Here is a 25,313-nt window from a genome sequence, read left to right as displayed (position 1 = left end):
TTATTAGTATTGCGCAGCAACGAATTGCTCAATTTTACTTTTTGCCAAGTGCGTCTGCACACTGGCTTTTAATAATTGCAAGCGATAGCGGATAAGGTCCTGCTCCAGCCGCAACAGCTCCGAAAAACCGCCGCCCTGGGCACTGTATTGGTCTTCGAGAATCTGCAAGGTGGTTTCGGTCAGGCTAATCTGTTGTTCCAGAAAAGCCTTTTGTAACATTGCAGAACGGTGGGTACTGTAGGCCTGTTCCACCATGGCCAGCATCCGGCTAAGGGTATTTTCTTCTTGTTGAGCAAATCCCTGGATGCGGAACTGCTCTTCGCGTTCACGGGCGCGGTACTGCTCCCTAAAAAGCGGCACCTTGACGGTCGCGCGCAGCTGTATAATATCGCGACCATTGTTCGTAATAACCGCATTGTCTCGCTCGTTGACCATAATGTAATCAACACCGATACCGAAAGAAGGCTTGGTATTCAGGTCGTTGAGCGCAATCATTTGCCGGGCAACCTCTTGCTGCTGCTGCAACATTCGCAACTGGGGATGGTACTGGCGGAGGTAGGCTTCGATGGAGTCTTGCCGGAAAGGTAGTTCTGTAAATGTCAGATTATCAGCCAGTAGCAATGACTCCCGCAAACCCCGCTGGCGCAATTGGTTGATAGTGACCGTAGGGCTCACCTCTGCTTCGGCCAGCAAGGCCAGTTGTTGTTGCAGTTCTTCCTTTTTCAATTGTACACGTAGCACATCAGCCAGCGTCGCGCGGCCACTTTCTACTTTCGCCAAGGCCAGTTGTTCCAAGGCATCAAGAAGCTTTAGATTTTCCTGAATGATGGTTTGGCTGTGCTGTATTTCATAAAGTTGGAGATAAGCTTGCCGCAATTCGAAAAGCAGGTTGAGCGCTTCTGCGTCGATACGTTCGTAAGCAGCTTTAGCCTTGGCTATTTCTACCTTTTCCTTTTGGGCCAATGTACCGAACCAGGGAAACATCTGGGTAGCACTCACTCGTAGGGCTTGTGGCCCTAAACGGGTTTCTACCGGCAGCGGAAAACCTCCCAAACCTAGCTCCGTATCAGGAAGTGAACTGACTTGGGGTGCGCGCTCAAGGGCTGCAAAATACTCACTCTCCAGCGCTTTCAAGGCGGGGTTGTTAGCCAACACCTCTTCCACCAAAGCTTCCAGCGACTGCGCATGCAGGCTGGTGGTTAGAAAAAGAAGGATGAAAAACATTTTATTCATGATTGTTTTTTTTTGTGGGATAGAACGCGGGTTTAACGGATTTAACAGGATTACCTTCGGTGATCGTCACTCCGCTCCTCTGAGTTTACACGGTTTTTCTTTTTTTAAAAACCTGCGTCAATCCGTCTGATCCGTTTGATCTGTGTTCCATCCTTTTTTCCTCACCCGCCACTCCTCGCGTAGTGCGAAGAGGACGGGTACTGTAAACATCGTTATCATTTGCAAGCTCATCCCTCCGAAGGAAGGAATAGCCATTGGTAGCATAATATCCGATCCACGGCCGGTGGAGGTCAGGATCGGGAGTAGGGCCAAGATGGTGGTCGCAGTTGTCATCATAGCGGGGCGTACCCGGCGTAGGCCGCCCTCTACTACTGCATCTCTGACTTCTTCTATCGTAGTAGGTTCATTCTTTTTGAAGCTGTCTTGCAAAAAGGTTGCGACCAGTACCCCATCGTCGGTAGCGATACCGAAGAGGGCCAGGAAGCCCACCCAAACGGCTACGCTCAAGTTGATGGTTTGCACCTGAAAGAGATCACGAAAATTGGTACCAAACAGCTCGAAATTCAAGAACCAGCTGGTATCGTACAAACCTATCATCAGAAAACCGCCCGCAAAAGCAATAAACACCCCACTGAAGACCATCAGCGAAACACTCGCCGAGCTGAACTGAAAATAAAGAATCAGGAAAATGATCGCCAGCGCAATGGGCACTACCAGGCTCAGGCGCTTACTGGCACGAACCTGCTGCTCGTAATTGCCTGCAAAACGGTAGCTGACCCCAGCAGGAACCACCAGTTCTCCACCCTCAATGAGCTGTTGCAAATACTGTTGCGCATTATCCACAACCTCCACTTCCGAGTAATCGCCTTCGCGATCAAAAAGAACGTAGCCGAGGAGGAAACCGTCTTCGCTTTTGATTGATTGAGCACCAGCCTCATACCTCACTTCCACCAAATCCCCAAGCGGGATCTGCTGGCCCTGAGGCGTAGGGATATAAATCCGCTTGAGCGCTTCCGGGTCGTTTCTAAACTCGCGGGGGTAACGAATACGAATGGCGTAGCGTTCGCGCCCTTCCACCGTGGAGGTCATCTTCATACCTCCCACCGCTGCCTGAATGTGCTGCTGAACCTTGTCGATAGTGAGCCCATAACGGCTGATCGTTTCGCGGTCGATATCCAGCAAGAGGTAAGGTTTGCCTACGATACGATCTGCAAAAACCGCCGCATCCTTGACACCGTCAACGTCTTTGAGGTATTTTTCCAATTCCAAACCAAAGGCCTCAATGGTAGCTAAATCTGGCCCTTGCACCTTGATGCCCATTGGCGCGCGCATACCTGTTTGCAGCATGATTAGCCGCGTTTCAATCGGCTGGAGTTTAGGGGCAGAAGTAACGCCCGGCAACCGGGTCGACTTGACAATCTCCTCCCAAATATCATCTGGACTTTTGATATGATCGCGCCACTGGCGGAAGTATTGGCCTTTTTCATCAGGAATCAATTCTCCTTGATCATCGCGAACGTACTCCCCTTTTTTTACGCGAAAGCGTAGTCGGTGACCCGCTTCGTCTGTTTTGTATTCAGATTTGTACAAAATTATATTCTCATACATCGACATCGGTGCAGGGTCAAGTGGACTGTTGACACGGCCCGCTTTCCCAACTACGGAATACACCTCAGGAATAGCGGTCACGCTCATGTCCAGCAAGCGGAGGTTTTTGATATTCTCCTGCATCCCGGCATGTGGCATGGCTGTGGGCATCAGGAGGAAAGAACCTTCGTTGAGCGCCGGCATAAACTCTTCCCCAGTCGTTTGAAAAACCCGGAATCCCTGCCAAACAATCAGCCCCACAATTAGCAAAAAAAGCACTTTGAACCGGAGTAAAAAGCGGAGTATACTTTCGTAAAAATAGATGACAACGTAAAAGACACCAATCAGGCCACCCGCCATCGACACCACGAAGAGGAAATTGGTCAGGTTGCTTTTCGTAACGCCCAGCGGCATCCATACCGTGGTTAGTAGCCAGGTGACCAAAAGGGCATAGGTGATATTGGTGGCCCAAGATAATAGCGTCTCTTGGCGGCTACTCCCCCACTCGCGTACCCAAAGCGACCCTAAACCGGCCAACCCAACGAGCGCCAACACCGTACCGGGAAAAGCACCATAAACAAACGCAACCACCAAGCCGCTCACAACAGCCAGTGCATTGCCCACCAGCGTAATACTCCGGCGGCGTAACTTGATCGAAAAAACACTGTGGGCCAAAGCCGGAATGATGGTAATGGCCACAATTATCGACGCTACCAGCGCAAACGTCTTGGTAAAAGCCAGCGGTCGAAAGAGCTTTCCCTCAGCAGCTTCCATTGTGAAAACAGGGAGAAAACTGATAACCGTAGTAGCTACCGCAGTAATAACCGCTGACGCTACCTCTACCGTAGCTTCGTAAATACTGGTGAGCAGGCTCTCGTCAGGAGGGGCTTCTTCTACGCGTTTGACCATACTTTCTGTCAGCACAATGCCCATATCTACCATGGTACCAATGGCGATCGCAATTCCCGAAAGGGCCACAATATTAGCATCTACCCCAAAGTAACGCATCGCAATAAAGCACATCAGTACCGCTACTGGCAAAGTTCCGGAAATCAGCAGCGACGACTTCAGGTTGAGCAACATCAATATGACCACCATGATGGTAATTAATATCTCCAGCGAGAGGGCTTCCTCCAGCGTACCGATGGTCTCGTTGATGAGTTGGGTACGGTCGTAAAAAGGGACTAGCTTCACCTGCGAGAAGGTCCCATCGGCGAGGGTTTTGGAGGGCAGGCCCGGCTCTAGTTCGGCAATTTTAGCTTTTACATTCTGAATAACTTCTAGCGGGTTGGCACCGTAGCGGGCGACCACTACCCCACCCACGGCATCGGCACCCGATTTGTCGAGTACGCCACGGCGGGTAGCTGGCCCCAGACTTACATGGGCCACATCGCCTACCCGCAGCGGAATATTATCGTTCACGACCACCACGGCCTGCTCAATGTCTTCAATACTCTTGACGTACCCCAGGCCACGGACAAAATACTCCGCCAGGTTGATCTCAATGGTTTGGGCACCAATATCAATATTGCTGCCCTTGACGGCCAGCATCACCTGATCGAGGGTGACGCCGTAGACCTTCATCGCCTCGGGGTCTACATCAATTTGGTACTCTTTGACGAACCCACCGATGGAAGCTACCTCTGCTACTCCCTCTGAGGCCGACAAGCCGTAGCGTACATAGAAATCCTGGATGGTCCGCAACTCCTGCGGGTCCCAGCCGCCGGTGGGTTTTCCGTCTTTATCACGGCCTTCGAGCGTATACCAATAGATTTGGCCAAGGGCCGTAGCGTCGGGGCCAAGCGCGGGTTGCACTCCATCCGGCAAGGTATTGGCTGGCAGGGAGTTCAGTTTCTCCAAAATGCGGCTACGGCTCCAGTAAAACTCAATGTCTTCTTCAAAAATGAGATAGATGCTAGAGAAGCCAAACATGGAATTACTACGTACACTCTTCACGCCAGGCACGCCCAAGAGCGCAGTGGTCAAAGGGTAAGAAATCTGGTCTTCCACATCCTGTGGCGAACGCCCCGGCCACTGGGTAAAGACAATTTGCTGGTTTTCGCCAATGTCCGGAATAGCATCTACCGCTACCGGATCGCGGGGAAGAAAATCAAACCCAAAATCGAAAGGTGCAGTCACCAACCCCCAACCTACAAATAGCAGGAGCAGGAGGTAGGCCACTAGTTTATTCTCTAGAAAAAAACGAATATAGCTCGCTAACATAGTTTCTCTTTTGTATAGCCGCGGAGACGCGGAGACACGGAGATTGAATAGAAAGGCAAATGCCTTTGAATTCAAAAAAGACACCTACTACAGCATCCATTGATACCAGTAGTAGTCATAAAACGAAAGAGAAATCTAACAAAGGAAAGTTTGCAAACTCACAGAGAGGTCGCAAACGAGCAGCGGGGGTTTGTAGTGAAGATCGTGGCGGGTTTTAGTATCCGCAGCAATGACCTCAAAAGGAAGGAAGAAGAATAAAACGGCAAGAAATGCCGGTGTATCAACAATCAAAAGATCAGCAAGGGTAGATAACTGAGCGTCCTCTACCTTCAAAAAATCCGTTTGCGTATCGCAGCAATCTTTTTTATCCAGCCCATCCTCCTGAGCAGGAGCATGACGGGGGCATTTTGCCGCTTTGCTGACACCATGGCAAGGAGCAGCTTCCGCAAAAAGCGAGGTATTCTTCAATACTCCCTGGCAATAATGCTTACTGAACACCAGCCCGGAAGAGCTGACGAACACCAAAACGGCCAAGAGGATATGGAATACTTTACGAAGCAAAATGGCTATTGATTTAGGAAAACTTTATTCCTCCTAAGTTGAGAAAATAATTGACGGCAAAGGTAAGTCCTTTTTGAGCAAACTTACAAGTGTCTAACATTTAAACATTTGCAGCTTCTTGATAGTTTGGTAGGCAACTTACATAAATACAGGAACCCAACTAGCCTGCTCTACAATAAATTACCTAAATTTGTTAATATTTAATCTAAAGAATAAAAGTAACTTTCATGAAGACACATCTACTTTTCGTTTTCCTACTAGCCAGTCTGATGACACAGGCACAGATCAACGTAACCCTCAACATTCACCACAAACTTGGTGATGAGGCGTTTGCCATGGAAACCAGCGCTACTAATAACATTGGCAGTACCTTTTATTACTCACGTCTGGATTACTACATTGCGGAAATCTCGTTGATCCATGATGATGGTCAGGAAACTATGATCGAAGATCTATACATGCTGGTAGATGCTACCGAAGAGACCTCTGAATTCCTGGGCAATTTGGACATCACTAACATCGAAGCTATTCGTTTCCATATTGGAGTAGACGAAGCTAAAAATCATTTAGACCCTACCATTTACCACAGTTCTCACCCACTCGCTCCCCAGAACCCATCTATGCACTGGGGCTGGGTATCGGGCTATCGTTTTGGAGCTTTTGAGGGCCGTAGCGGTAGTGCACTTAACCAGACTTGGGAATTGCACCCACTGGATGATGACAACTACTTCCAAACAGAAGTACCCCTGGACTTGGCCATTACAGGCGATGAGCTTACCATTGATTTGGATGCAAATTACGTTCGTGCGGTGGAAGATATCGACCTCGACAGTGGCCCCCTTATCCACGGTGGTTACGGGTTAGCTGTTGTATCTTTACACAATTTCCGAGACTATGTATTCACTCCCTCTGCATTAATAAATAGCAACGAAGAAGCCTTAGCCATCAATGCATTCAAGGTGTACCCTAACCCTGGTACGACCAAGGCTGCCAATATCTTTATCGCTACTGATACCGACGAGGTTTACCAGCTTCAAGTTACCAATGCTCAAGGCCAGCTTGTTCGTCAAATGGCACAAGTACACAGCAACAATGAAATTGATCTCGGATTGAAAACAGCCGGGCTTTACTTCCTCAGCTTGCAGCAAAACGGCAAGGTGGTGATGACGGAAAGGTTGGTGATTCAATAATACCGACCAGATTTTTTTCGAACCATATAAGGAAATATTAGAAATTATAAGTACTCCTTTTAAAGGCACTTGAATGACCTTATATTCCTTATATGGTTCAATATTTTGGACATTAGTATTTCGATGTGAATATCAGTTTAACAAGAACATTCTCTACCTCCCTATTAGGCTTGTTAGCCGTTTGCCTTTTGGTTGCTTGCCAGCCGGAGGAGGCTGCTCCGTTGATGCCTTTTCCGCTATTGATGGAAGTGCCGGAAGGTTTTCCCGACATCCCTTATCCGGAAGACAACGCTTTTACGGAAGCGCGCTGGCAATTGGGAAAGCAGCTTTTTTTCGATCCCATCATGTCGGTTGATGCTTCGATAAGTTGTGCCTCTTGCCATAAGCCTGAATTGGCTTTCAGTGATGATAAAGCCTTCAGTCCGGGGGTAGCCCAGCGGCCGGGCACGCGTAATTCACCCAGTTTAGCCAATGTTGCTTACCACCCTTACTATACCAGAGAAGGAGGAGTGCCGACCTTGGAAATGCAGGTGCTGGTTCCCATTCAGGAGCACAATGAATTCGACTTTAATATTCTCTTGATTGCCGAACGGCTACGCGCCGACAGCACCTATTACCAAATGGCGCTCGATGCCTACGAGCGCGAGCCCGACCCTTATGTAATCACTCGCGCACTGGCTTGTTTCGAACGGAGTTTGATCAGTGGAAATAGCGCCTACGACCAATATGAACGAGGCGAAAAGAACCTTTCTCCCAGCGTACTGCGCGGCAAGGAGTTGTTCTTTAGCGACCGCACACAGTGCAGCAGTTGCCACGCTGGCTTTAATTTTACCAACTACGCCTTTGCCAACAATGGTTTGTACACCAACTATGAAGACCTCGGCCGTTTCCGGCTAACGGGAGAAGAACAAGATCGCGCCACTTACAAAGTGCCTAGCCTCCGAAACATAGATTTAACAGCACCCTATATGCACGATGGTTCACTAGCGACCCTGGAAGCCGTCATTGATCATTATAATTCCGGAGGAAAGGATCATCCCAATAAAAGTCCACTTGTACAGCCACTTTTGCTCAATGAACAGGAAAAAGAAGATTTGGTGGCCTTTTTGCAAAGCCTGAGCGACTCGTTTTTTACCGAAAACCCAATTTTTAAAAATAATTAAACAAAGCCTCATGTCTCTTAGATACTTACTTCTCTTCAGTCTTTTTGCCACCTTGATGCTCCTTGCTTGTGATGATGATGACGCCCCGGTAGAAGTACCTCCTGTCTATGATGACACTCCTTATGTGCTCACCTATGGTAGCCTGCCCGTGCCTCGACTTCCGGAAGACAATCAACTGACGGAACAGAAAGTACTACTTGGACGTATGCTCTTTCACGAAACCATGCTCAGTAAAGATGGTAGTCAGGCTTGTGCCTCCTGCCACTTACAGACCGACGGCTTTTCGGACCCCAATCGCTTTTCGATTGGGGTAGAAGGCTTACCTGGAAATCGGCAAGCCATGCCCGTATTCAACATGGCCTGGCATACCAATGAATTTTTCTGGGATGGCCGCGCGAACCTCCTCCGGGACCAAGCCTTAATGCCTATCCAGGACCCACTCGAAATGAATGAAACGCTGGAAAATGTCATCACCAAATTGAGCGACAGCAANATGTACCGCGACCAGTTTGTTCGTGCCTATGACAGCGAAGAGATTACAGAAGAAAAACTGGCCCTTGCACTAGAGCAATTCATGCTCAGTATTGTTTCCAATCAATCTAAATATGACCGCTACCTAGCCGGAGAAGTAGAACTCAGCGAAAGTGAAGAACGAGGCCGAATACTCTTTGAAACCGAGTATAATCCTTTCTTCCCTGATTTTTCAGGGGCAGATTGTACCCACTGTCACAGTGGAAAGAATTTCGAAAACGACCAGTACATGAACAATGGCTTAGATTCGGATGCCGACTTCACAGACCTTGGCCGAGAAAATGTCACCCAGAATCCTGCGGACCGGGCCAAATTTAAAGTCCCCAGCCTGCGCAACGTAGCTATCACTGCGCCTTACATGCACGATGGCCGTTTTCAAACGCTGGAAGAGGTGATCGATCATTACAATGCGGGCATCAAATACTCTTCTACTGTCGATCCTACGGTGGAAAATACCAGAGAATCGGGGCTTTTTCTTACTCCCCAAGACAAGATGGACCTCATCAACTTCCTCCATACCCTCACCGATGAAGTCATGATGAGTGAGCCAGCGTATCAGTCGCCGTTTTGATTTTTTTGGGGTGCGGGGTGCGAGGTGCGAGGTGCGAAAAATACTTCCCACTTCCGACTTTTGGTACTGGGTCTTTACTTCTTGGGGCCGTAGCAGCGCTGCGCTGGCTACCGGTTGCTCCGTTCCTAGTGCTTGCTTCGCGACGCACTACCTCTACGCCACCTCGTCCTTAGTCCCTACCGGGCCTCGGGCTCCAGGCGCTGCCTTTCGCACTGTTTTTTTTTGGGATCGAGTAGGTGCGGGGCAACACGGATGTTGGTGGGGAGACGTTGCAGTGCAACGTCTCTACAAGGTGATAATGAACCGCGTCCAGCCATCTTCGTCGGTAGCCAACGAAAATTGATAATCGTGATTGGTCAAAATTTCGCGTACCAGGGTCAACCCAATACCTTGCCCGTTGGGTTTGGAGGTAAAAAATGGGGTAAAGATGCCAGCGGCGGCTTCTTCACTTAACCCTGGCCCATTGTCGGCGATAATGATTTGGCGGGGCCGTTCGGTCAAGATCAGTTGAACCTCTCCATCTAGGCCCACGCTTTCAAGGGCATTCTTTACCACATTCACCAAAACTTGTTCCAACTGATTGGAATCAGCAGAGATAAACTGTGAGACAGGAATTACTTCCGATTCCCCACTTCCCTTTTCCGGCTTCAACAAAGGCAACTCCAGCGCCCTGCCAGCAAGGTAGCCCAGTCGGAAACTGGTATTTTGCTGCTGGGCCTGAGCCTGAAAGAGCGTCGCAATTTGAGGCAACATCTTACTGAGGTCGACGCGCTCTCGCTGAGGATCTGGCAGGCGGACGACATCGGCGAAGTTGCGCATAAAAACATTCAACTGGTGATTCCGCTTGCTAGCAATGGGCAAGCTTTCGCGAACATCTTCCACCCACTGTTCGTCAATCTCCTCTTCCGAAACAGTAAGGGTATCTAGCAGGGCATTGATAGCACCGATGCTGTTATTCACCTCATGGGCCATCATCCGTATGACTTTGCCATAAGCTCGCTTTTCTGCTGCCAGTATTTCCCCGGTAAGGGTCTGAATCTGCACAAATTTCCGTTGAAAACCTCGATCAATAAAAGCACTCGCTTCCAGACGGTAATGACTGGTACCGTCGATGATAATGGGTAAAGAGTCGCCCATAGTTAAATTGAAAGCAGCACTCAACAAGGGGTGTTTCTCGTCGCTACTACTTGGATCAAAACCAATGATTTGGCGAGCAGCCGGATTGCTTTCCGTGATATTCCCATCGTGATCCATGATCAGAATGCCACTTGGGGAGGCCTCGATAAGCTTGCGCAAAAAATAGTGCTGCTCCTGTAGCAAGGTTCGTTCCTCCCGCAGGGTATCAATCATATTGTTGTAGGTTGCTACCAGCGCGTCTACTTCGCGAGCGCCGGTGAGCCGGTATTTGACACTAAAATCACGATCTTGTAAAGCACTTTTCCCTCCGTTGATCAAATCCAGAGGTCGGCGAAAATGCCGATACACTCGATAAGCAAATACGAGGGATAAAAGCACCCCCAACTGCGCTAGCATAAACCAATAATAGGTTTCGTGCAATAGAAAATAGGCCGCTACCAATAATAGTGAATGCCAAACGATGACCAGCCCCCAATAATAGAACCTAAGACGCATGATCGATGCCGAATTTTTGCAACCGTCGGTAAAGGGCCGAGCGTGTAATACCTAATGATTTGGCCGCAGCCGTAATATTATTTTCATGAATAGACAAAGCTCTCTTTATAGCCGTCAATTCCATTTCCTCCAAGGAAATATCGCCACTCAAAAAGGAAATCTCTCCGGAAGTTTCACTGTTAGAGGAGAGGTGCCTCGCAAAATTTTCTGCGGTAAGGAGGTTCGTTTTGGCAAGCAAAACCGTACGCTCCACTACGTTTTTCAACTGCCTAATATTTCCAGGAAAAGCCTGTCGTTTCAGCCACTCCCTAGCGCTCGCAGCCAATTCTAGGCCACTGCGTTCATAGGTTTGCTCCAGCCGTTGGAGAAAATGTTCAACGAGTAAAGGGATATCTCCAGGGCGTTGCCGTAGCGGTGGCAAATGCAATGTAATCAGATTGATTCGATAGAGAAGATCTTCGCGAAAACTACCTTGCCGCACCAAGTTATCCAACTGCTTGTTGGTAGCAGAGATCACCCGTACATCTACCCGCTGCTGCTGGTTACTCCCCAGTACTTCAAACGTCTGTTCCTGGAGTACGCGCAGCAATTTCACCTGATTAGCCGCTGGTAAATCTCCTATTTCATCAAGAAAAATAGTTCCTCCGTTGGCAAACGCAAATCGGCCTTGTCGGTCTGTTCGGGCATCCGTAAAAGCCCCTTTGACGTGGCCAAACATTTCGCTTTCAAAAAGAGAAACAGGGATGCCGCCCAAATTTACTTTAACAAAAGCCTCGTCAGCACGCTTGCTACCAGCGTGAATGGCCTCAGCAATCAGTTCTTTGCCTGTTCCACTTTCTCCGGTGATGAGTACACTGGCATTGGTGGGTGCTATTTGGCGAGCCGTATCCAAGACCTCCAACAATGCGGGGTCTCTACCGATGATATGATCAAAATCCAGCAATTTGTCCGATCCAGTTCGGGAACCTGCTTGCGCCAAAATTCCTCGGATGGAACGAATCAAATCCTTGTTGTCCCAGGGCTTGGCCATAAAATCGCGCGCGCCCAGCTTCATCCCTTCTACCGCCAACTGCACCGTTGCCCACCCCGTGAGCAAAATGACAGGCAAGCGAGGATGTGCAGCCAACAACTCCTTGAGCAGCGACAAGCCCTGACGACCAGAGGTATCCACCGTAAAGTTCATATCCAATAGTACCACATCCGGTTGCAGCTCGTTTACCCGCTGGGGAGCCGTGCGAAACAGTTGCACACTTTCCGCACGAAAGCCAGCACGCCGCATGACCACCCGCAAAGCGGCGCATACTGCATCATCATCATCTATTATCAGGATCAGTGGTTCCATGGAGTGAAGGTAAGGTTTTCATGGTGTAAAAGTGTAAGGGTATAAAGGTGTAAGAGTTTGTTTGTTTGTTGATTGTCGTTAGTTGAAGGTTGTTGGTGAAAATCTTTACACCTACCCGACTTTTACACCCTTACACCCTGCTACTATTCCTCATGCAGTGCTTGTGCCGGATGGATGCCTGCAGCCTGCCGGCTGGGCGTAACGGCGCATCCCAATACGACCAAGCTGATTAGTAACATGGTAGCCAAAATCGACCAGTAGAAATTATTTGCCGGTATTTCGACGATATTCAATAATGGGAACTGAACAGCCAAAACCGCAGCCAAGAGCATTCCCGCAAAAGCGACCAGGAATACTTCTAGTGTAAATTGGCTGGTAATTTCTCCTTTAGTTGCTCCCAGCGCACGGCGCAAACCTATCTCTGCCCGACGTTTATTGATGCTATAATAAAGTACCCCAAAGAGGCCAAGGGCAATGTTTAAAATCAAAAATCCACAGATGGACAGGCCCGCAATGAGGGGTATCCACGTCAGGCGACTGGTACGCTCGCGACGAGCATCCAGCGAAAGAATGACAAAATCACGACGCTTGGTAATACGCGCCAGGCCTTCATTCAGTTTCGCTTCAAACTCAGCAGGAGTGTTGGGTAAAAGCCTTATTTGGATACTATTCAAATCATTGTGATGAAGAGGCCGAAGTAGAAAAGTTAAAGGGATTTCTTCGGAAAACTCGTCTTGGTACTTAAAATGCTTCGCGACACCTACAATCTTATTTTCGCCATCAAGCGTAAACAGAGAATCCAAAACAGGTTTGTCCGGGTAGTAAGTATCCTTCAACTTTTGATTGATAATGACTGGAGGGTAAGTTCCTGTATAGTCTTCTTCCTCAAACCATCGCCCCTCTGCCAGTTCAATATCAGCGGTTTTCTGGTAGTATTCATCGGTAGGAAAGATGGCTGTTTGCATGTAAAAGCCATTATCATCATTTCCCCACGACCACATCGAACCAGAAAAAGGCGTGATTCCAGAGAGAAATGACATTGCTTCCACTTCCGGGTAGCTTTCAATTTCTCGACGCAATTGCTGCCGCATTTCCAACAAGGCTAGGGAGTCCATTTCTTGGTCCATCGCTAAATTGACCAACAGGGTATCTTCGGTTTCAAAACCAAGTGGAGATTGATAAATACGGAGGTAATATATCGTAAACGTAAAAACTGCAAAGAGAATCAAAAACGCTACGAATATCTCCAAGAGCATCAGCACATTATTGCGCTTTTTATTCCAAACCAGGGTAAGAATATGCTTGATCATAATTGGTTACTTTTTAAAACGTCCGCAATTTGTAAACGCGATACCTTCCAAGCAGGTAGCAGGCCCGAAACAATCCCAAAACAAAGACAGATAAGGATGCTGTAAGCAAATACCCTCAGGTTAAAACCTAAGGTAAGTTCGGGGAGTACCTGACTGTCGTTGATCAGATACAAGACCACTACGGCCAGTATCATTCCGATAATTCCACCGATAAACGTGATGATAATATTTTCGAAAACGAACTGGTAAAGAATCGTCCCGGAATACGCACCAAAAGCTTTCCGCACCCCTATCTCGGCCTCACGTTCCATGATCCTGCTCAGATTCATATTGATCAAATTAAGGGTAGGCAATAGCACGAAAAACAACAGTAACAAACCGAAAACCAGGCGAATCTGCTGTAACCCTTTTGCTGGATCATCCTGATCGATGAGTTCACTGGCATACCACTCCCCAAAATTGACAGGAATGATTTCCATGCGATTATATTCCTCTGGATTAGGCATCGCTACTGCGGCAACTCTACTGGAGAGCTCCGATTTAATTAGCGGCATTTGTCGGGCGTTTTCGGCTAAATAAACAGCATTGCAGTTCCCTAGAAAACCCCGGCCCTCAAGATCTTGATCCTCCATGGTAGATACAGGAAGAAAGATATCAGCGGCCACCATTGGGCTCGTGGTAGATGCTTTCTCGACCAAGCCAATAACGCGATAACTGCGATTTCCAATTTCGATTTCTTGGTTGATCGCTTTTTCTTCATCGCCAAAATATTCTCGGGCTAATTTTCTGGTCATCACCGCTACCTGACTAGCATCACGTAGATGAGTTGCCCCAAAAGGTGCACCAGTTATAAAGTTAAAGTCGAAGATTTCCCAGTAAGGAGCATCGGTATAAATAGCAGCCACCGATAGTTTTCGGTTTTCTAAAAAGACATTAAAATCGTGCCCCGGACTAAAGAACGTATATTTACGAACGCCATCCAGACCGCGAAGATGGTCATCCAGAAATTTAAAACTAGGGTTGGAAACAGAGGTACTGTTCACTGCTTCTCCAATCTCGTAAGTCGAGTCATAAGCCATCAAGCCATCCATTAGTGTAGAGTCTATCGTCCAAGTAGTATCGGGACGAACCAACTCCTTCTGTAGCCGATTGACGATCACCATTTCTCCTTTTTCCGACAAGGGTGGATTTTTACCAAATTCTGCATCGTAAAAAGCCGTAATCACCATAAGAATCAACAGCGTAAAGCTGATGCCAAACAGGCTGATGCCCGTGAAAAATTTATTGCGCCCCAATACTTTGAGCGCCAATTTGAAGTAATTTCTAAGCATTTTATTTAAGGTACTGGGTACAGAGTACTTGGTACTTGGTACAGTTTTATAAAATAGCAAACATCCGACTTTACGTCATCAAATACCTAGTACTAAGTACCTGGTACGATGTACGTGAGGCTTTGCCTCATTGCACCTGGCTGCCATCAAAAAGGCGCACCAACCGGTGTGTGCGTTGAGCCATGCGTTCATCATGGGTGACCATTACAATAGTGGTTCCCTCCTGTTCATTGAGCCGGAGGAGAATATCCATAATTTCATTACCCATCACACTATCCAAGTTACCGGTAGGCTCATCGGCGAGAATGATCTCTGGTCGGCCAACGATGGCACGCGCAATCGCTACTCGCTGCTTCTGCCCTCCCGAAAGCTGGCTCGGGAAGTGGCGCATTCTATTGTGAAGACCTACTTGTTCCAGTGCTTCCTCAGCCAAGCGGCGGCGTTCTTTGCTGCTCACCTTACGGTAAAGAAGAGGCAACTCTACATTGTCTAAAACAGAGAGGTCATTTATCAGGTGGAAACTTTGAAAGATAAAGCCCAGATGCTCGTTACGGAAACGTGCCGTCGCTTTACTGTTGTAATCGGCGACAGTCTGGTTTGCAACAACAACTCTGCCTTCACTAGGCTCGTCGATGAGACCCATGATATTGAGCAGGGTGCTTTTACCACAACCAGAAGGGCCCATGATAGAAAGAAATTCTCCTTTTTCGATCTTCATGTTGATGGTATTCAACGCCAGCGTTTCGATCGTATCAGTACGGTAGACTTTACTGATGTTTTCCAAATTCAGCATATTAGGAAGGTTTTTTTTAGACTTGTTATGCTGGGATCATATCGAGGTTAAATCGCGCCTTATCTTCCCACACTGTGCCTTTTTTGAGTCGCTTAGCTAAGGCTAAGCTCCTCAAAAAAGACTTCGCGTGGTCGATAATGCATCGATTTCCCCACCGACCTGACCCAGCATAACAAGTCTATTTTTGAAGGAACAGTTGGTTTATCGTGATTCTTTAGGTAAACAGTACTTGGTATATTCTTGAATCTAGGGTTATCAAAAACCTCTATACCCTATACAAAGTACCTAGTACCTCTTATATATTTTCCAATGTCAACTGCCGCAGACTGGCATAAGCCAACCAGTAGGCGCGTTGGGTATCGGAGTAAGTACGGGCAGCCTGGTCTTTCTCGCGTTGGGCAAGGGTCAGGTCCGAGAGTGGAATTGCTCCCAGAATGTAACTTTCGGTCGTAATCCGGAAGCGTTCGGCAGCTAATTCGCGCAAGCGAGTAGCCAGTTCCAGTTCTTCTTGTAAACTTAGAAATTGCTGGACGCTCGTACGAACGTCGTTCTCTAGTGTCAGTTGCTCGCGTTCAATGGATACTTCCGCAAAAGATTGTAGCACTTCGGCACGCTCCCGCTGATGCCGGCGGCGGCCACCATCCAGGATAGGAACGCTGATTTGCAACTCCAGGAAAGCTTCCGGTAAAGCATCCTGATAAATAGTCGATAGCTCTGTACCACTTCTTACTCGGCCTATGGCACCTACCAATGATAACTCAGGGCCACCCTCGCGGCGTGCTTGGTCGCTGGCCTGCCGAGCTTCCAGCAAACGGCGTTGGAAAGCCAACCACTCGGGGCGTTTGGCACGAGCCCATGCCAGTGCTTGTTCATCGGTAATTTCCAGGGCAGCTTCCGCTTCGGGGTTGCTGGCACGGTAATGATGCTCGTCGGGCAGTTGGCCCAAATAAATAGCAACAGCCGCAGACGTTTGGCGTACCGCTTGGCCTGCATTGATTTGGGCACGCTGGGCTGATACTTTCTCCAGTTCAAGTTGCAGGAGGTCGCGGCGGCTAATTTTACCTAATTCGTAACGTTCTTCCGCGATAGCGTAAAGCCGTTCGTTGGCTACAAAGTTGGTATCCGCAATGCGACTCTCCTGCCCTGCCATTAGCAAATCAAAAAACAGTTGGGTGACTTCTTCGCGAATGATCTCCAAGTCGAGCTGGTAATTGGCTTCCGCTTCAGCGACACGCAACGGTGCTAGCTGCCGTTCCCACTTGAACGGATTGTAAGCAAATACGGGTTGAATAATACCCACTCGAAAAGGGAGGCCATTGTAAATACTGAAGTCAGATTCAAAATCGTCAAATCTTTGGAGGTTGGTTTGCAAAAACAGCTGTCCCCCCGTAGCGGCTATCCGCTGGCGTAGGTCCAGCCCTAATGCAGAGTTATTGTTTTGGACTTCTTCAAAGCGGATCGTACCATCAGGCTGGGTGATCTCGCTGAAGGTTTTCAGGTAGTTCGGTATGTTGGCGTTGAGGGTAAGCTGAGGCTTGAGGTCGGCCCTGAAAATTTGGTAATCCAGCTTGGCCAATTGCTGATCACGTTCGGCGGCCTGTTTCCGCAACGACTGGCTTTGGGCAAGGCTCAGAAATTCATCCAGCGATAGAGAATCTACGGCCTGTGCATAGGCAGAAGTCGTAAGAAGCAAAAAAGCAACCGATATTATTGGTGACAAAAATTTCATCGTTGATTTCTTTTGAGAACAATTATTAGGTTTCGCGTGCTTTAGCGCGCTCTTGCGCGAACCCTACTTTATTCCAACTTCATACTATTCAGGTGTTCAAAATCATGGGTGTCACTGATAATGACTCGATCACCGACTTTAAGCTCGTCGGTCAGTAATTCGATGTAATCACCACTACTGATACCGGTACGAACCTCTACTTTTACGGCTTCCTCTCCCCGCATCACAAAAATGGGCTGGCGGAGTCCACCTTTAAATACGGGACCTTGGCGAACCTTCAGCACATCGGCTTTACCGTCGGTGACGATGTAGATTTCGAGCCGCATATTCGGCCGCAATTGAGGGTGATCGGGAACCTCAAGGCTGACAACAAACTCTACCGTATTGTTGGCAACAGCGGGAAGGATATTAATGATCTGGCCGTTGACCTGCTCCCCGCTGAGACGTACCCTCACCGGCTGGCCAACCGCAATACGATCTGCATAACGATCGGAGCAACTGCCCTCGATCTGAAAGCTGCGCAAGTCGGCAACACGTACCAGCGGATTTCCTTCAGGCACCTGTTCTCCAATGTTTTCATTGACCCAGGTAATGACGCCAGGGCCAGGGGCACGAACTTCGGTGAGGGCCATTTTATTGACCATCTCTTGCAATTCCTGTTCTTCAATATTGGCTTCAAGAACTACCTCGCGACGGCGACCTGCCAGGCTTTTCCTGCGGAAATTAAGCTCATTTTCGAGCTTTGCTTTTTCCAGTTGCAAAATCTCTAATTGGGTGACAGCAGCCTCTGCTTCTTCGGCAGTAGCACCACCAATTTTTTCCAAGCGGCGGGCATCAGCGAGTTGGGATTTAGCAGCAGCTACTTCCAAACCTTTGATTTGGTCATTGTATTCCAATTCCTGCAAATCACGATCCAGCTCTAGTTGTAATAAATCGATGGAGTTGCGGCGCAAATCCAAGCGACTTCGGCGAGCAGCTACATCAAGTTCAATAAAAGAGCGGTTGAGTTCAAGAATAAGGTCGCCAGGCTTGACCTCGGTACCGGTGCGGAGGTGAATTTTGGTGATATCCGTAGCTATCGGGGCGTTGATCTGCTGCTCAAAGGAGGGAATTACCCGCCCCGAAGCAGTAATGGTGCTCTCCAAAGCGCCACGTTCGATATTCGCCAAACGAAAATCGGAAGCTTTGGCGCTGGGCTTTAACAAGGCTCGAAAACCCCACAACCCGGCCAAGAGCACCAGTATTACCAAAGCAATACGCCCCCAGCCTTTACGGCGATTTTTTTGAATGCTCTTTTCGTCGATATCTCTATCCATGGTAATGGCTACTGTTTGACCATCATAGTGCCAAGGACATGCCAAAAAACTAAAACAATGAAAATCAAATGCTTATAAATAAACAAATCCACTACCTGTTTGATATCGGACGGTAGGAGTGCGCGATTTTAGGCCATCAAAGAGGGGGGAGGTACACGACGTAGATACAATCTACGCCGAACGGGGTGGGCGATTTTAGATTGGTTAATAGTTGTTGGTTAGATTATTTTGCGGGCGTGGAAGTATAGCCCTCCGCTTTGATTCATTCGGACTCTCATCTAATAGGAATTAATATTCGGCGTGTAGGCGTAAAGCGTAGCTTGGAGCCCGGCGCAGGAACGAGCACAGGCAGGGATAGAAGCGGTATGCCATGCGCAGCAGGCATGAGAGCGGATAGCCCGGCCGGCCCCGGAACGAGTGGCGGGCCTGCCCCAAAAAGAATGATAAAAGAGCAAACCCCCAAGAAAGGTAATCTCTCTAGGGGGCTTGCTTGAAGTAAAATAAGGTCTTGTACTAAAAGCCCATATTCAGAATCTCTATACCGCTGGTGTCAAAAACATCCATGTTTACATCATCGCCAAATTTCAGGTTGTAGTACGTCATTTTGACGGTTTCTTTCCCGTTTTCTGAAACAGTGTTACTCTCGATAGGGAAGCCTTCGACAGCGAATACACTTGTAGAAAAATTACTGTTCCTTTTCTGGCGCATCTGCGCAGACATTGCACGCATGATAGCATCACGATCAACTTCCAGATCGGTGGTTAGCCAGGCATTAGTGGTACCTTCTTCGTGCTCGATGAGATACTCTTTGCAATTGTAGCCATTAATGACCTTGGTATTGCCGAGGTCGGTGATGGTAAATTCACTTTCATCAGGCACAAAATCACTGTAGTCTACCCTAGGTTGACGCATGAGGATGCCCTGGGTTTTGCCATCGTCTTCGGTAATCATGGTCATTTTACCCTCCTTGTTATCCATCAAAATACGGGTGGTGCCATCTTCGGAGATCATTTCCATACCGGTAGCCCATGTATCGAATGTATAGTGCATGGTAAGGTTTTGCACTTTGCCTCGCTTGTTAGTACTGACCATATCCATCGACATATTCATTTTTATAGGATTCTGGTAGGACTCGAATTCGCCACCAAAACTGATACCAGAAAAGCCCCCTTCACTGGCATTAGCATCGGGCGTACTGTCCTCCAGTACTTCGCCCTCTTCCGTTGGTGTTTCGGTTTCTGGTTCATCCTTCTTTTTACGACGAAACAGACCTTCAATCGCATCAGCGGCCTTATCTACTGCCTGGTCTACTTTCTGATCTACGCGCTGGTTAGCTTTGTCTTCTGCACGATTTTTTACCCGCTCCTGGGCATTGCCAGCCACACTCAGTAGAAGGCAAATAAAACTCATAAATAAAACTTTACTCAATTGCATCTAAATTCATTTTTAACAACCACCAACTGATGGTCATTGGGTGTTTTGGAATTCTCTTTCTCTGTTCCTGACATTAATGGAACGACGGCAATAATCGTTACATTTTTTCAAAAAAAAACACTATTCGGGAATTTTAACAGTCATAATCTTGTATCTCTACCCGAACCTTATTAACTGATTTTCTTTGAGTTAGCACTCAAAGAAAACGGTAGTCTAATACCCCCACACCTATGAAAACGCGTAAACTCTCTCGCGGCATGGTGGAGGCTTATAACGAAAGACTCCGCATCCGTTTACAACCCTCTTCTGACCCAACGATGGCCTTGGTCACCATTTTCGAATTGAAGCCCAATGGCTATACCAAAGCTCGCCGTGTTCTCCATGTCAGTCAGCCAATAACCATTGAGCAGCTCATTGCCGTTTATGGTGCTTTTGCGGAAGCTGCCTAGCTAGAGAAGGGCATGTAGCACACTCTATTGATTTATGTTGGAAAACGATGAGTAATCTGGGCTTTCGGTATCCTGCCGAAAGCCCAACCTTTATTAGCGTGTTTCGTTTTGAAAAAAACAAGATCCGAGTAGGGGGAAAGCATTGTTTCTCACATCTTTCCAAGGAAAGCAACATTTACTTCGGGAATACCCCGGAGATCACCGACAACAAAACAGCAATGCGAAAAATTTTACCACTTGTATTTGGCCTGCTCCTCATTGGTCAGCTAGGCGCACAGGAAACCCTTTTCAACAACCTGGATGTAACGGGTGCCTTTGGAGCGGTTATCATCGAAACAGGTTCCATTAATGGCGAAGTTGGTGCCGATGTAGGCGGCGGCGGTGCCCTGATTATGTCGCCCGTTTTTATTGGTGGCTACGGCATGGGCACCAGCTACCCGGTGCATACGATTACCCAAGGTGACGACGCTGGCGAATACGACCTCAAGTTTGGTCATGGCGGCCTGTGGATGGGGATTGTACCAAAATCCGACAAGCTTATCCACTTCTACGGGAGTGCTAAGATAGGCTGGGGTAAAGCCCGACTGCGGCAAGACAAAGACAATATTTTCACCGACCGCGTTTTCGTTCTTACCCCCGAATTAGGCTTTGAAGTTAACCTTACGGAATGGCTAAAAATGACCTTCACAGGAGGATACCGCTGGGTTAATGGTGCTACTCGCCTACAAGAGTTAGACAACGATGACTTTAGCAGTCCGCTAGGAACCATCACCTTCCGGATGGGAGGGTTTTCTGACGATTTTTAAGACTTATCCACTGTTGTATTTCCAAAACACTACTTCCTCAAAAAGAGGATAATTTATACTAGTAAGCCATCAAAGTCCAAGTACTTTGATGGCTTTTTTAGATCGTACAAAAGGGGGGTATCTGTCTAATAAATGACCTAATCATCCACTAAAGGTGTTATATTGACAGCACATTCTGATACAATGAAAAAAACGATAAAAAAATACCAGCGCTATTTCTCTGACGAGCGCTTTTGGGCTAAACTAAAAAGCCAAGCCCGAAATGCGGGAGTAAAGATTGTTTATTCGGCGCTTCTCCTTTTTTATGCCTATCGCCGAAAGGAAACCCCGTTCTATGCGCGAAGTATCATACTTGGGGTGCTCGGCTATTTTTTAGCACCGATTGACCTTATTCCTGACCTTACGCCGATCCTTGGCTATACCGATGACTTGGGCGTTTTGGCGTTCGGTCTGGTGACGATTGCTGCTTACATCAACCAAGATGTACGACAAAAGGCCCGAGGCCGCCTTCATCAATGGTTTGGAGACTACAATGAGGCAGAGCTTAAAGAAGTAGACGATCAGTTATAAAATTGGCACAGCACCTTGGAGGATGCTGTGCCATTGATAATTAGTTTGATTTTTTATTAGCGGATAATTATACGCTGCGATCTAGTATCCTTTTGCGTCATCATTCGTAAAAAATAGACACCTCCTGGAACTTCATTAGCTAAATTCAAGTTAGCCTTTATCTCGTTATTACTAACCTCAACCTGCTTTTCAAATAGCAATCGACCATCAAGTGAAAATAAAGTCAATAAAGCAGTGCCTTCGCCCATTGCTAAATGGCTTGCATTGATATTTATTTGCATTCCATCGTTAGGGTTTGGGTAAACCTCTAGACCTGCAAGCGCCACAGGAAGAGCAACTTCACTTCTGCTATTTTTCATTTCTGCTTCCAAACTAGGTAATTGTACCTCTTCTACAATCACTGCTCGTTGGCCATTTCCTGCTCTAGTACCACTCGTGTAGAAAATTTTACTTTGTTGCCGCCACCGACAATTGTCTGACCATGTACCTCGCGTGATTCTATAGTAAGTGTCATATTGGAATTTACCCGGTTGGTTAAAGTTACAATCTATGGAACAGTCAATTCCATTAAAACTTCTAAAATTGGTAGGTGCGGGATGAGTCCACCAGCAAGAAGCATTGTATTGTTGGCATACTGGATCCTGATTTTGGTCTAGCTTTTCTATTTTCCAAGCATATCCAAATCCAGGTATACCACTGGTATTCAAGTTGTTTGCAACAGCAGTAATCGTGTAGTAATTGTTATTGGAGGTGTTCTCACTGTGGCTCCAGTCTGGCCCCACGTACTCAAGTCCAATTTGAAAATTAGCAACTGATGAACAGCCAGTAGTCTGGTCTACCACGATCAAGGTATAGACCGTAGGTTCATCTGGACAAACCGTTAGGGGTAATTGATTCCCATTGTTGATTTCTTGATGGTTGGAGTACCAATGGTATTCGTAGTTAGGAAGCGACAACACTCCATCAGCAAGCGTAATACAGTCCCCTTCACAAATTCTGTAGTTGGCAGATTTCGGCACTTTGGGATTACAATTGATCCTAATGACCTTGGTTGTCCCGATCCAATCGTAACAATCATTAACCAAGACCATAGCTACACGGTAGTACCTATTGCAAACAAGGTTTAAATTTGAAGGAAAAGTATAAGTCCCGGGAGCACCGGTAATCCATGTGTTCCAAGTAAAGCCCCCTGCGATTAAATTGCCAAACTCATCCGACTCTGCAATTTCCCACATGTGTACATTTGGGGTACCTGGGCCCTCATCACCGATAAAGGTCAGTGGATCACCACTACAAAAATTATCATCACCACTGATTGAGGGTATCAAATCCAGCGCATCAGGATCAACATATAAACTAAAGGCATCAAAGGCAATCCTTAGGTCATTTGAGGTAAAGGCCCTTCTTACTTCGAAACGATTATACCCTTCGGCAGCATCTTGTTGGTTTAAGCTAAAAGAACCTTCGTAGGCAGACCATGACTGACTATCATTAAGATTGAAAGTTAGGACCACTTTCTCCAGGTCACAATCGTCGTCTTTACGTAATACAACTTCTACAATTTTTCCGGGATCTACAATGTAGGGGGTAGAAGTTTCATCACAGTTCCCAGTACCTAGTCCATTTCCAGGATTATAAATTCTCCTTTCGGCATTAGCGATATGCATTTTGAAATTGTAAGTACACGAGGCAGCTAGTGCTTGTGAAAATGTTCCACGTATTGCTTCGCCATAATCATTCAAGGGTTCTCCAGGAGTATTAGGGCCTCCAGAAATAAACCCGGCATAACGATTCCCTATTTTACCGGGCAAATTCGTGTGGTGCCTATTTACGGGTACATCAAAACGGCACATTGGACCACCATTTTCTATTGCCGCATCATACAAATCAGAGGTAATGACCGGAAGACCATTAAAGCTCTGTACACCACACCCATCACTCCAATAAGTCGCATAATCAATCTGTCCAGCAGCATTTGGTACACTCCCTTGTTCAAAATTTGGATTCAGTATCAGGTTTACTTGGGCATTTAACTGTGAGCAAGAAAGTAATATAAGGTACCATAAAATGTTTTTCATAATTTATTCTTTTGGTTTTAAAACAACTAAAATCAGGTTAGGAATTGATACTCCTCGAGTAATATCTCTTCACTAACAACAGCCTAAATTTAGCAGCACAACCAACAGAATTAGTATTACATTTCTTCGCCTAAATTCTTATAGCTTGATGGAAAATTTCATTTTCGAAATACAAATACCCGAATAAAAGAAAGTAAATGATTACCCCCTACCCAATAACCTAAAACGAAAAAAGCACAGCACCAATAAGATGCTGTGCCTGCGTGTTAGCCAATTAATTGGCGAAACTATAATGAACAAATTTTTATTTTCCTTGCTAATAACATGCCATTACAGTCTCNCCATATAGCCACGAGTTGTTTATGTTTTTATTAATTTATAGACTTTCCTACCGGCTTGGCTACTTACGCTTAGAAAGTACATCCCAGCAGGGTACGATTGTAAGTTCACTTCCTGTTCCAATGGAAAATCCCCTACCGTTGCTGTCCATCGTTGTAGCACTTGACCAGCCTGGTTTATGACCTCAAAAGTTTCGGCTAAGTTCCCCTTTAACACTTGACTTTTCACTTGATAGCGCCCAGAGCTGATTGGAATAATTTGCAGTTCAGAAGGAGAAATAGTGTACCGTAATTTTTTCTTCCCACAAACCCCTAAATTAGCGAAATACCCACTGGCTATATCAACTACAAGCCCATTCCCATTCCCTACAAAGTTGATGACTACAGTTGCAATTTCATCACCAACATAGCTTATGTTCTGGCCAACAACCCCACCATTACCTAGGCAGTTTGGATTAATATAGAACACGTTACAGCTAGAGCAGGACTTTTTATAATGTAGTTTATGGTAAACACCTTCTATGTTTTCCTCCATAATAAAAACACTAAATTCCTCTACCTCACTTAAATCATATGCATTGATTTCATTATTCTGTACGTATTCCGCATAATCACAATTACAATCCATATCCTCATTAACTTTAGCTATCACCTTATCATAGATAATAATATTTGCTTTACTGTAAATTCCTTGACCACAAGCACGCTGAAAAACAAAAGCATAGAGTCCATTAGGCACATTGAATGTGTAATCATTTGGGTTTACAGCAGCTGTTCCATTCTCTCCTGTCATAAGGTTTAAATACCCGACTCTATAAACATTAGTACTTCCTCCTGGCCAGGAAAAACTGATCTGCAGATCATCTTGACTGGTTACTTCTACAGCTGGGGGAGTGCAGCTTATAGTTGTAGTGAGGTTAATAAAAGGATCCAAAAACTGCTCTATATCAGCTTCACTGACCTCCATAATATCACCAAAATAGATGTCCATATCCTCAAGAAAATCATCAATATTATTGCTATCCACTAGAGAAATCGGTTGTGCTGACAGTAGGATAGAAAATATTAGCAAACAGCCCAGTAGGCTCCCGCGCAGAAGGTTTAACTTGTTGTTCATTATAGTAAA

19 protein-coding genes are annotated in these 25,313 nt (G+C 46.8%); 6 read left to right on the top strand and 13 right to left on the bottom strand.

What is annotated here, in order from left to right; translation table 11 throughout:
- Positions 1 to 3 precede the first annotated feature (3 nt).
- The 3 genes from A3EU_RS33020 to A3EU_RS0117215 all read right to left on the bottom strand — a co-directional run bounded on the left by A3EU_RS33020 (position 4) and on the right by A3EU_RS0117215 (position 5,604).
- Positions 4 to 1,233: a TolC family protein gene (locus A3EU_RS33020; RefSeq protein ID WP_020537436.1), complete on the bottom strand. Its 1,230-nt coding sequence runs from the start codon at positions 1,231 to 1,233 to the stop codon at positions 4 to 6.
- Between the two features lie 117 nt (positions 1,234 to 1,350).
- Positions 1,351 to 5,043 carry an efflux RND transporter permease subunit gene (locus tag A3EU_RS0117220; protein WP_020537435.1) on the bottom strand — a complete coding sequence of 1,231 codons (3,693 nt, stop codon included), beginning with the start codon at positions 5,041 to 5,043 and terminating at the stop codon, positions 1,351 to 1,353.
- A gap of 135 nt (positions 5,044 to 5,178) precedes the next feature.
- Positions 5,179 to 5,604 (bottom strand): HYC_CC_PP family protein, encoded by a 426-nt coding sequence (locus A3EU_RS0117215; protein ID WP_020537434.1) that lies wholly within the window; start codon positions 5,602 to 5,604, stop codon positions 5,179 to 5,181.
- A gap of 227 nt (positions 5,605 to 5,831) precedes the next feature.
- Here A3EU_RS0117215 and A3EU_RS0117210 point away from each other — a divergent pair, with 227 nt between their 5' ends.
- From A3EU_RS0117210 to A3EU_RS0117200, 3 genes are all read left to right on the top strand, one after another.
- Entirely contained in the window at positions 5,832 to 6,794 is a 963-nt protein-coding gene (locus tag A3EU_RS0117210) for an MbnP family protein (protein WP_020537433.1), read from the top strand.
- 125 nt (positions 6,795 to 6,919) lie between these two features.
- A complete protein-coding gene (locus A3EU_RS0117205) occupies positions 6,920 to 7,957 on the top strand; it encodes a cytochrome-c peroxidase (protein ID WP_211213946.1) in 1,038 nt (345 codons plus the stop codon).
- A gap of 10 nt (positions 7,958 to 7,967) precedes the next feature.
- Positions 7,968 to 9,059 carry a cytochrome-c peroxidase gene (locus A3EU_RS0117200; protein ID WP_020537431.1) on the top strand — a complete coding sequence of 364 codons (1,092 nt, stop codon included), beginning with the start codon at positions 7,968 to 7,970 and terminating at the stop codon, positions 9,057 to 9,059.
- A gap of 285 nt (positions 9,060 to 9,344) precedes the next feature.
- Here A3EU_RS0117200 and A3EU_RS0117195 read toward each other — a convergent pair whose 3' ends face one another.
- From A3EU_RS0117195 to A3EU_RS0117160, 8 genes are all read right to left on the bottom strand, one after another.
- Entirely contained in the window at positions 9,345 to 10,691 is a 1,347-nt protein-coding gene (locus A3EU_RS0117195; protein ID WP_020537430.1) for a sensor histidine kinase, read from the bottom strand.
- Positions 10,681 to 12,033 (bottom strand): sigma-54-dependent transcriptional regulator, encoded by a 1,353-nt coding sequence (locus A3EU_RS0117190; RefSeq protein WP_020537429.1) that lies wholly within the window; start codon positions 12,031 to 12,033, stop codon positions 10,681 to 10,683. The genes A3EU_RS0117195 and A3EU_RS0117190 overlap by 11 nt, the downstream gene beginning before the upstream one ends.
- Before the next feature lie 143 nt (positions 12,034 to 12,176).
- Positions 12,177 to 13,343, bottom strand: coding sequence for an ABC transporter permease (locus A3EU_RS0117185; protein WP_020537428.1), 1,167 nt, complete (start codon positions 13,341 to 13,343; stop codon positions 12,177 to 12,179).
- A complete protein-coding gene (locus A3EU_RS0117180; RefSeq protein WP_020537427.1) occupies positions 13,340 to 14,674 on the bottom strand; it encodes an ABC transporter permease in 1,335 nt (444 codons plus the stop codon). The genes A3EU_RS0117185 and A3EU_RS0117180 overlap by 4 nt, the downstream gene beginning before the upstream one ends.
- Before the next feature lie 127 nt (positions 14,675 to 14,801).
- The gene (locus A3EU_RS0117175; protein WP_020537426.1) at positions 14,802 to 15,467 is read right to left on the bottom strand and encodes an ABC transporter ATP-binding protein; all 666 of its coding nucleotides are present in this window, start codon (positions 15,465 to 15,467) and stop codon (positions 14,802 to 14,804) included.
- Between the two features lie 295 nt (positions 15,468 to 15,762).
- A complete protein-coding gene (locus A3EU_RS0117170; RefSeq protein WP_020537425.1) occupies positions 15,763 to 17,196 on the bottom strand; it encodes a TolC family protein in 1,434 nt (477 codons plus the stop codon).
- A gap of 68 nt (positions 17,197 to 17,264) precedes the next feature.
- On the bottom strand, positions 17,265 to 18,512 hold the full coding sequence (locus tag A3EU_RS0117165; RefSeq protein ID WP_020537424.1) for an efflux RND transporter periplasmic adaptor subunit: 1,248 nt from the start codon (positions 18,510 to 18,512) through the stop codon (positions 17,265 to 17,267).
- A 513-nt stretch (positions 18,513 to 19,025) separates the two neighbouring features.
- A complete protein-coding gene (locus A3EU_RS0117160; protein WP_169433368.1) occupies positions 19,026 to 19,922 on the bottom strand; it encodes a DUF4412 domain-containing protein in 897 nt (298 codons plus the stop codon).
- Positions 19,923 to 20,176: 254 nt separating this feature from the next.
- Here A3EU_RS0117160 and A3EU_RS0117155 point away from each other — a divergent pair, with 254 nt between their 5' ends.
- The 3 genes from A3EU_RS0117155 (at position 20,177) to A3EU_RS0117145 (ending at position 21,771) form a co-directional block, all read left to right on the top strand.
- A complete protein-coding gene (locus A3EU_RS0117155) occupies positions 20,177 to 20,395 on the top strand; it encodes a hypothetical protein (RefSeq protein ID WP_020537422.1) in 219 nt (72 codons plus the stop codon).
- 218 nt (positions 20,396 to 20,613) lie between these two features.
- Positions 20,614 to 21,201, top strand: a complete 588-nt coding sequence (locus tag A3EU_RS0117150) for a hypothetical protein (protein WP_026211442.1) — start codon at positions 20,614 to 20,616, stop codon at positions 21,199 to 21,201.
- A 183-nt stretch (positions 21,202 to 21,384) separates the two neighbouring features.
- On the top strand, positions 21,385 to 21,771 hold the full coding sequence (locus tag A3EU_RS0117145) for a YkvA family protein (RefSeq protein ID WP_020537420.1): 387 nt from the start codon (positions 21,385 to 21,387) through the stop codon (positions 21,769 to 21,771).
- A 56-nt stretch (positions 21,772 to 21,827) separates the two neighbouring features.
- On the opposite strand, the gene A3EU_RS0117140 is transcribed toward A3EU_RS0117145, so the two are convergent.
- Positions 21,828 to 23,849, bottom strand: coding sequence for a T9SS type A sorting domain-containing protein (locus A3EU_RS0117140; protein WP_020537419.1), 2,022 nt, complete (start codon positions 23,847 to 23,849; stop codon positions 21,828 to 21,830).
- Between the two features lie 360 nt (positions 23,850 to 24,209).
- Positions 24,210 to 25,304 (bottom strand): T9SS type A sorting domain-containing protein, encoded by a 1,095-nt coding sequence (locus A3EU_RS0117135; RefSeq protein WP_020537418.1) that lies wholly within the window; start codon positions 25,302 to 25,304, stop codon positions 24,210 to 24,212.
- Between the last annotated feature and the right edge of the window lie 9 nt (positions 25,305 to 25,313).

Source organism: Lewinella cohaerens DSM 23179 (genome assembly GCF_000379805.1).
Classification (GTDB): domain Bacteria; phylum Bacteroidota; class Bacteroidia; order Chitinophagales; family Saprospiraceae; genus Lewinella; species Lewinella cohaerens.
This window is presented reverse-complemented; position numbering and strand designations above follow the sequence as displayed.

Bases quoted from the DNA above. Each gene is read 5' to 3' on its own strand.
- A3EU_RS33020 (WP_020537436.1), bottom strand. From the start codon at position 1,233: ATGAATAAAATGTTTTTCATCCTTCTTTTTCTAACCACCAGCCTGCAT.
- A3EU_RS0117220 (WP_020537435.1), bottom strand. From the start codon at position 5,043: ATGTTAGCGAGCTATATTCGTTTTTTTCTAGAGAATAAACTAGTGGCC.
- A3EU_RS0117210 (WP_020537433.1), top strand. From the start codon at position 5,832: ATGAAGACACATCTACTTTTCGTTTTCCTACTAGCCAGTCTGATGACA.
- A3EU_RS0117195 (WP_020537430.1), bottom strand. From the start codon at position 10,691: ATGCGTCTTAGGTTCTATTATTGGGGGCTGGTCATCGTTTGGCATTCA.
- A3EU_RS0117190 (WP_020537429.1), bottom strand. From the start codon at position 12,033: ATGGAACCACTGATCCTGATAATAGATGATGATGATGCAGTATGCGCC.
- A3EU_RS0117185 (WP_020537428.1), bottom strand. From the start codon at position 13,343: ATGATCAAGCATATTCTTACCCTGGTTTGGAATAAAAAGCGCAATAAT.
- A3EU_RS0117180 (WP_020537427.1), bottom strand. From the start codon at position 14,674: ATGCTTAGAAATTACTTCAAATTGGCGCTCAAAGTATTGGGGCGCAAT.
- A3EU_RS0117175 (WP_020537426.1), bottom strand. From the start codon at position 15,467: ATGCTGAATTTGGAAAACATCAGTAAAGTCTACCGTACTGATACGATC.
- A3EU_RS0117170 (WP_020537425.1), bottom strand. From the start codon at position 17,196: ATGAAATTTTTGTCACCAATAATATCGGTTGCTTTTTTGCTTCTTACG.
- A3EU_RS0117165 (WP_020537424.1), bottom strand. From the start codon at position 18,512: ATGGATAGAGATATCGACGAAAAGAGCATTCAAAAAAATCGCCGTAAA.
- A3EU_RS0117160 (WP_169433368.1), bottom strand. From the start codon at position 19,922: ATGAGTTTTATTTGCCTTCTACTGAGTGTGGCTGGCAATGCCCAGGAG.
- A3EU_RS0117155 (WP_020537422.1), top strand. From the start codon at position 20,177: ATGAAAACGCGTAAACTCTCTCGCGGCATGGTGGAGGCTTATAACGAA.
- A3EU_RS0117150 (WP_026211442.1), top strand. From the start codon at position 20,614: ATGCGAAAAATTTTACCACTTGTATTTGGCCTGCTCCTCATTGGTCAG.
- A3EU_RS0117145 (WP_020537420.1), top strand. From the start codon at position 21,385: ATGAAAAAAACGATAAAAAAATACCAGCGCTATTTCTCTGACGAGCGC.
- A3EU_RS0117140 (WP_020537419.1), bottom strand. From the start codon at position 23,849: ATGAAAAACATTTTATGGTACCTTATATTACTTTCTTGCTCACAGTTA.
- A3EU_RS0117135 (WP_020537418.1), bottom strand. From the start codon at position 25,304: ATGAACAACAAGTTAAACCTTCTGCGCGGGAGCCTACTGGGCTGTTTG.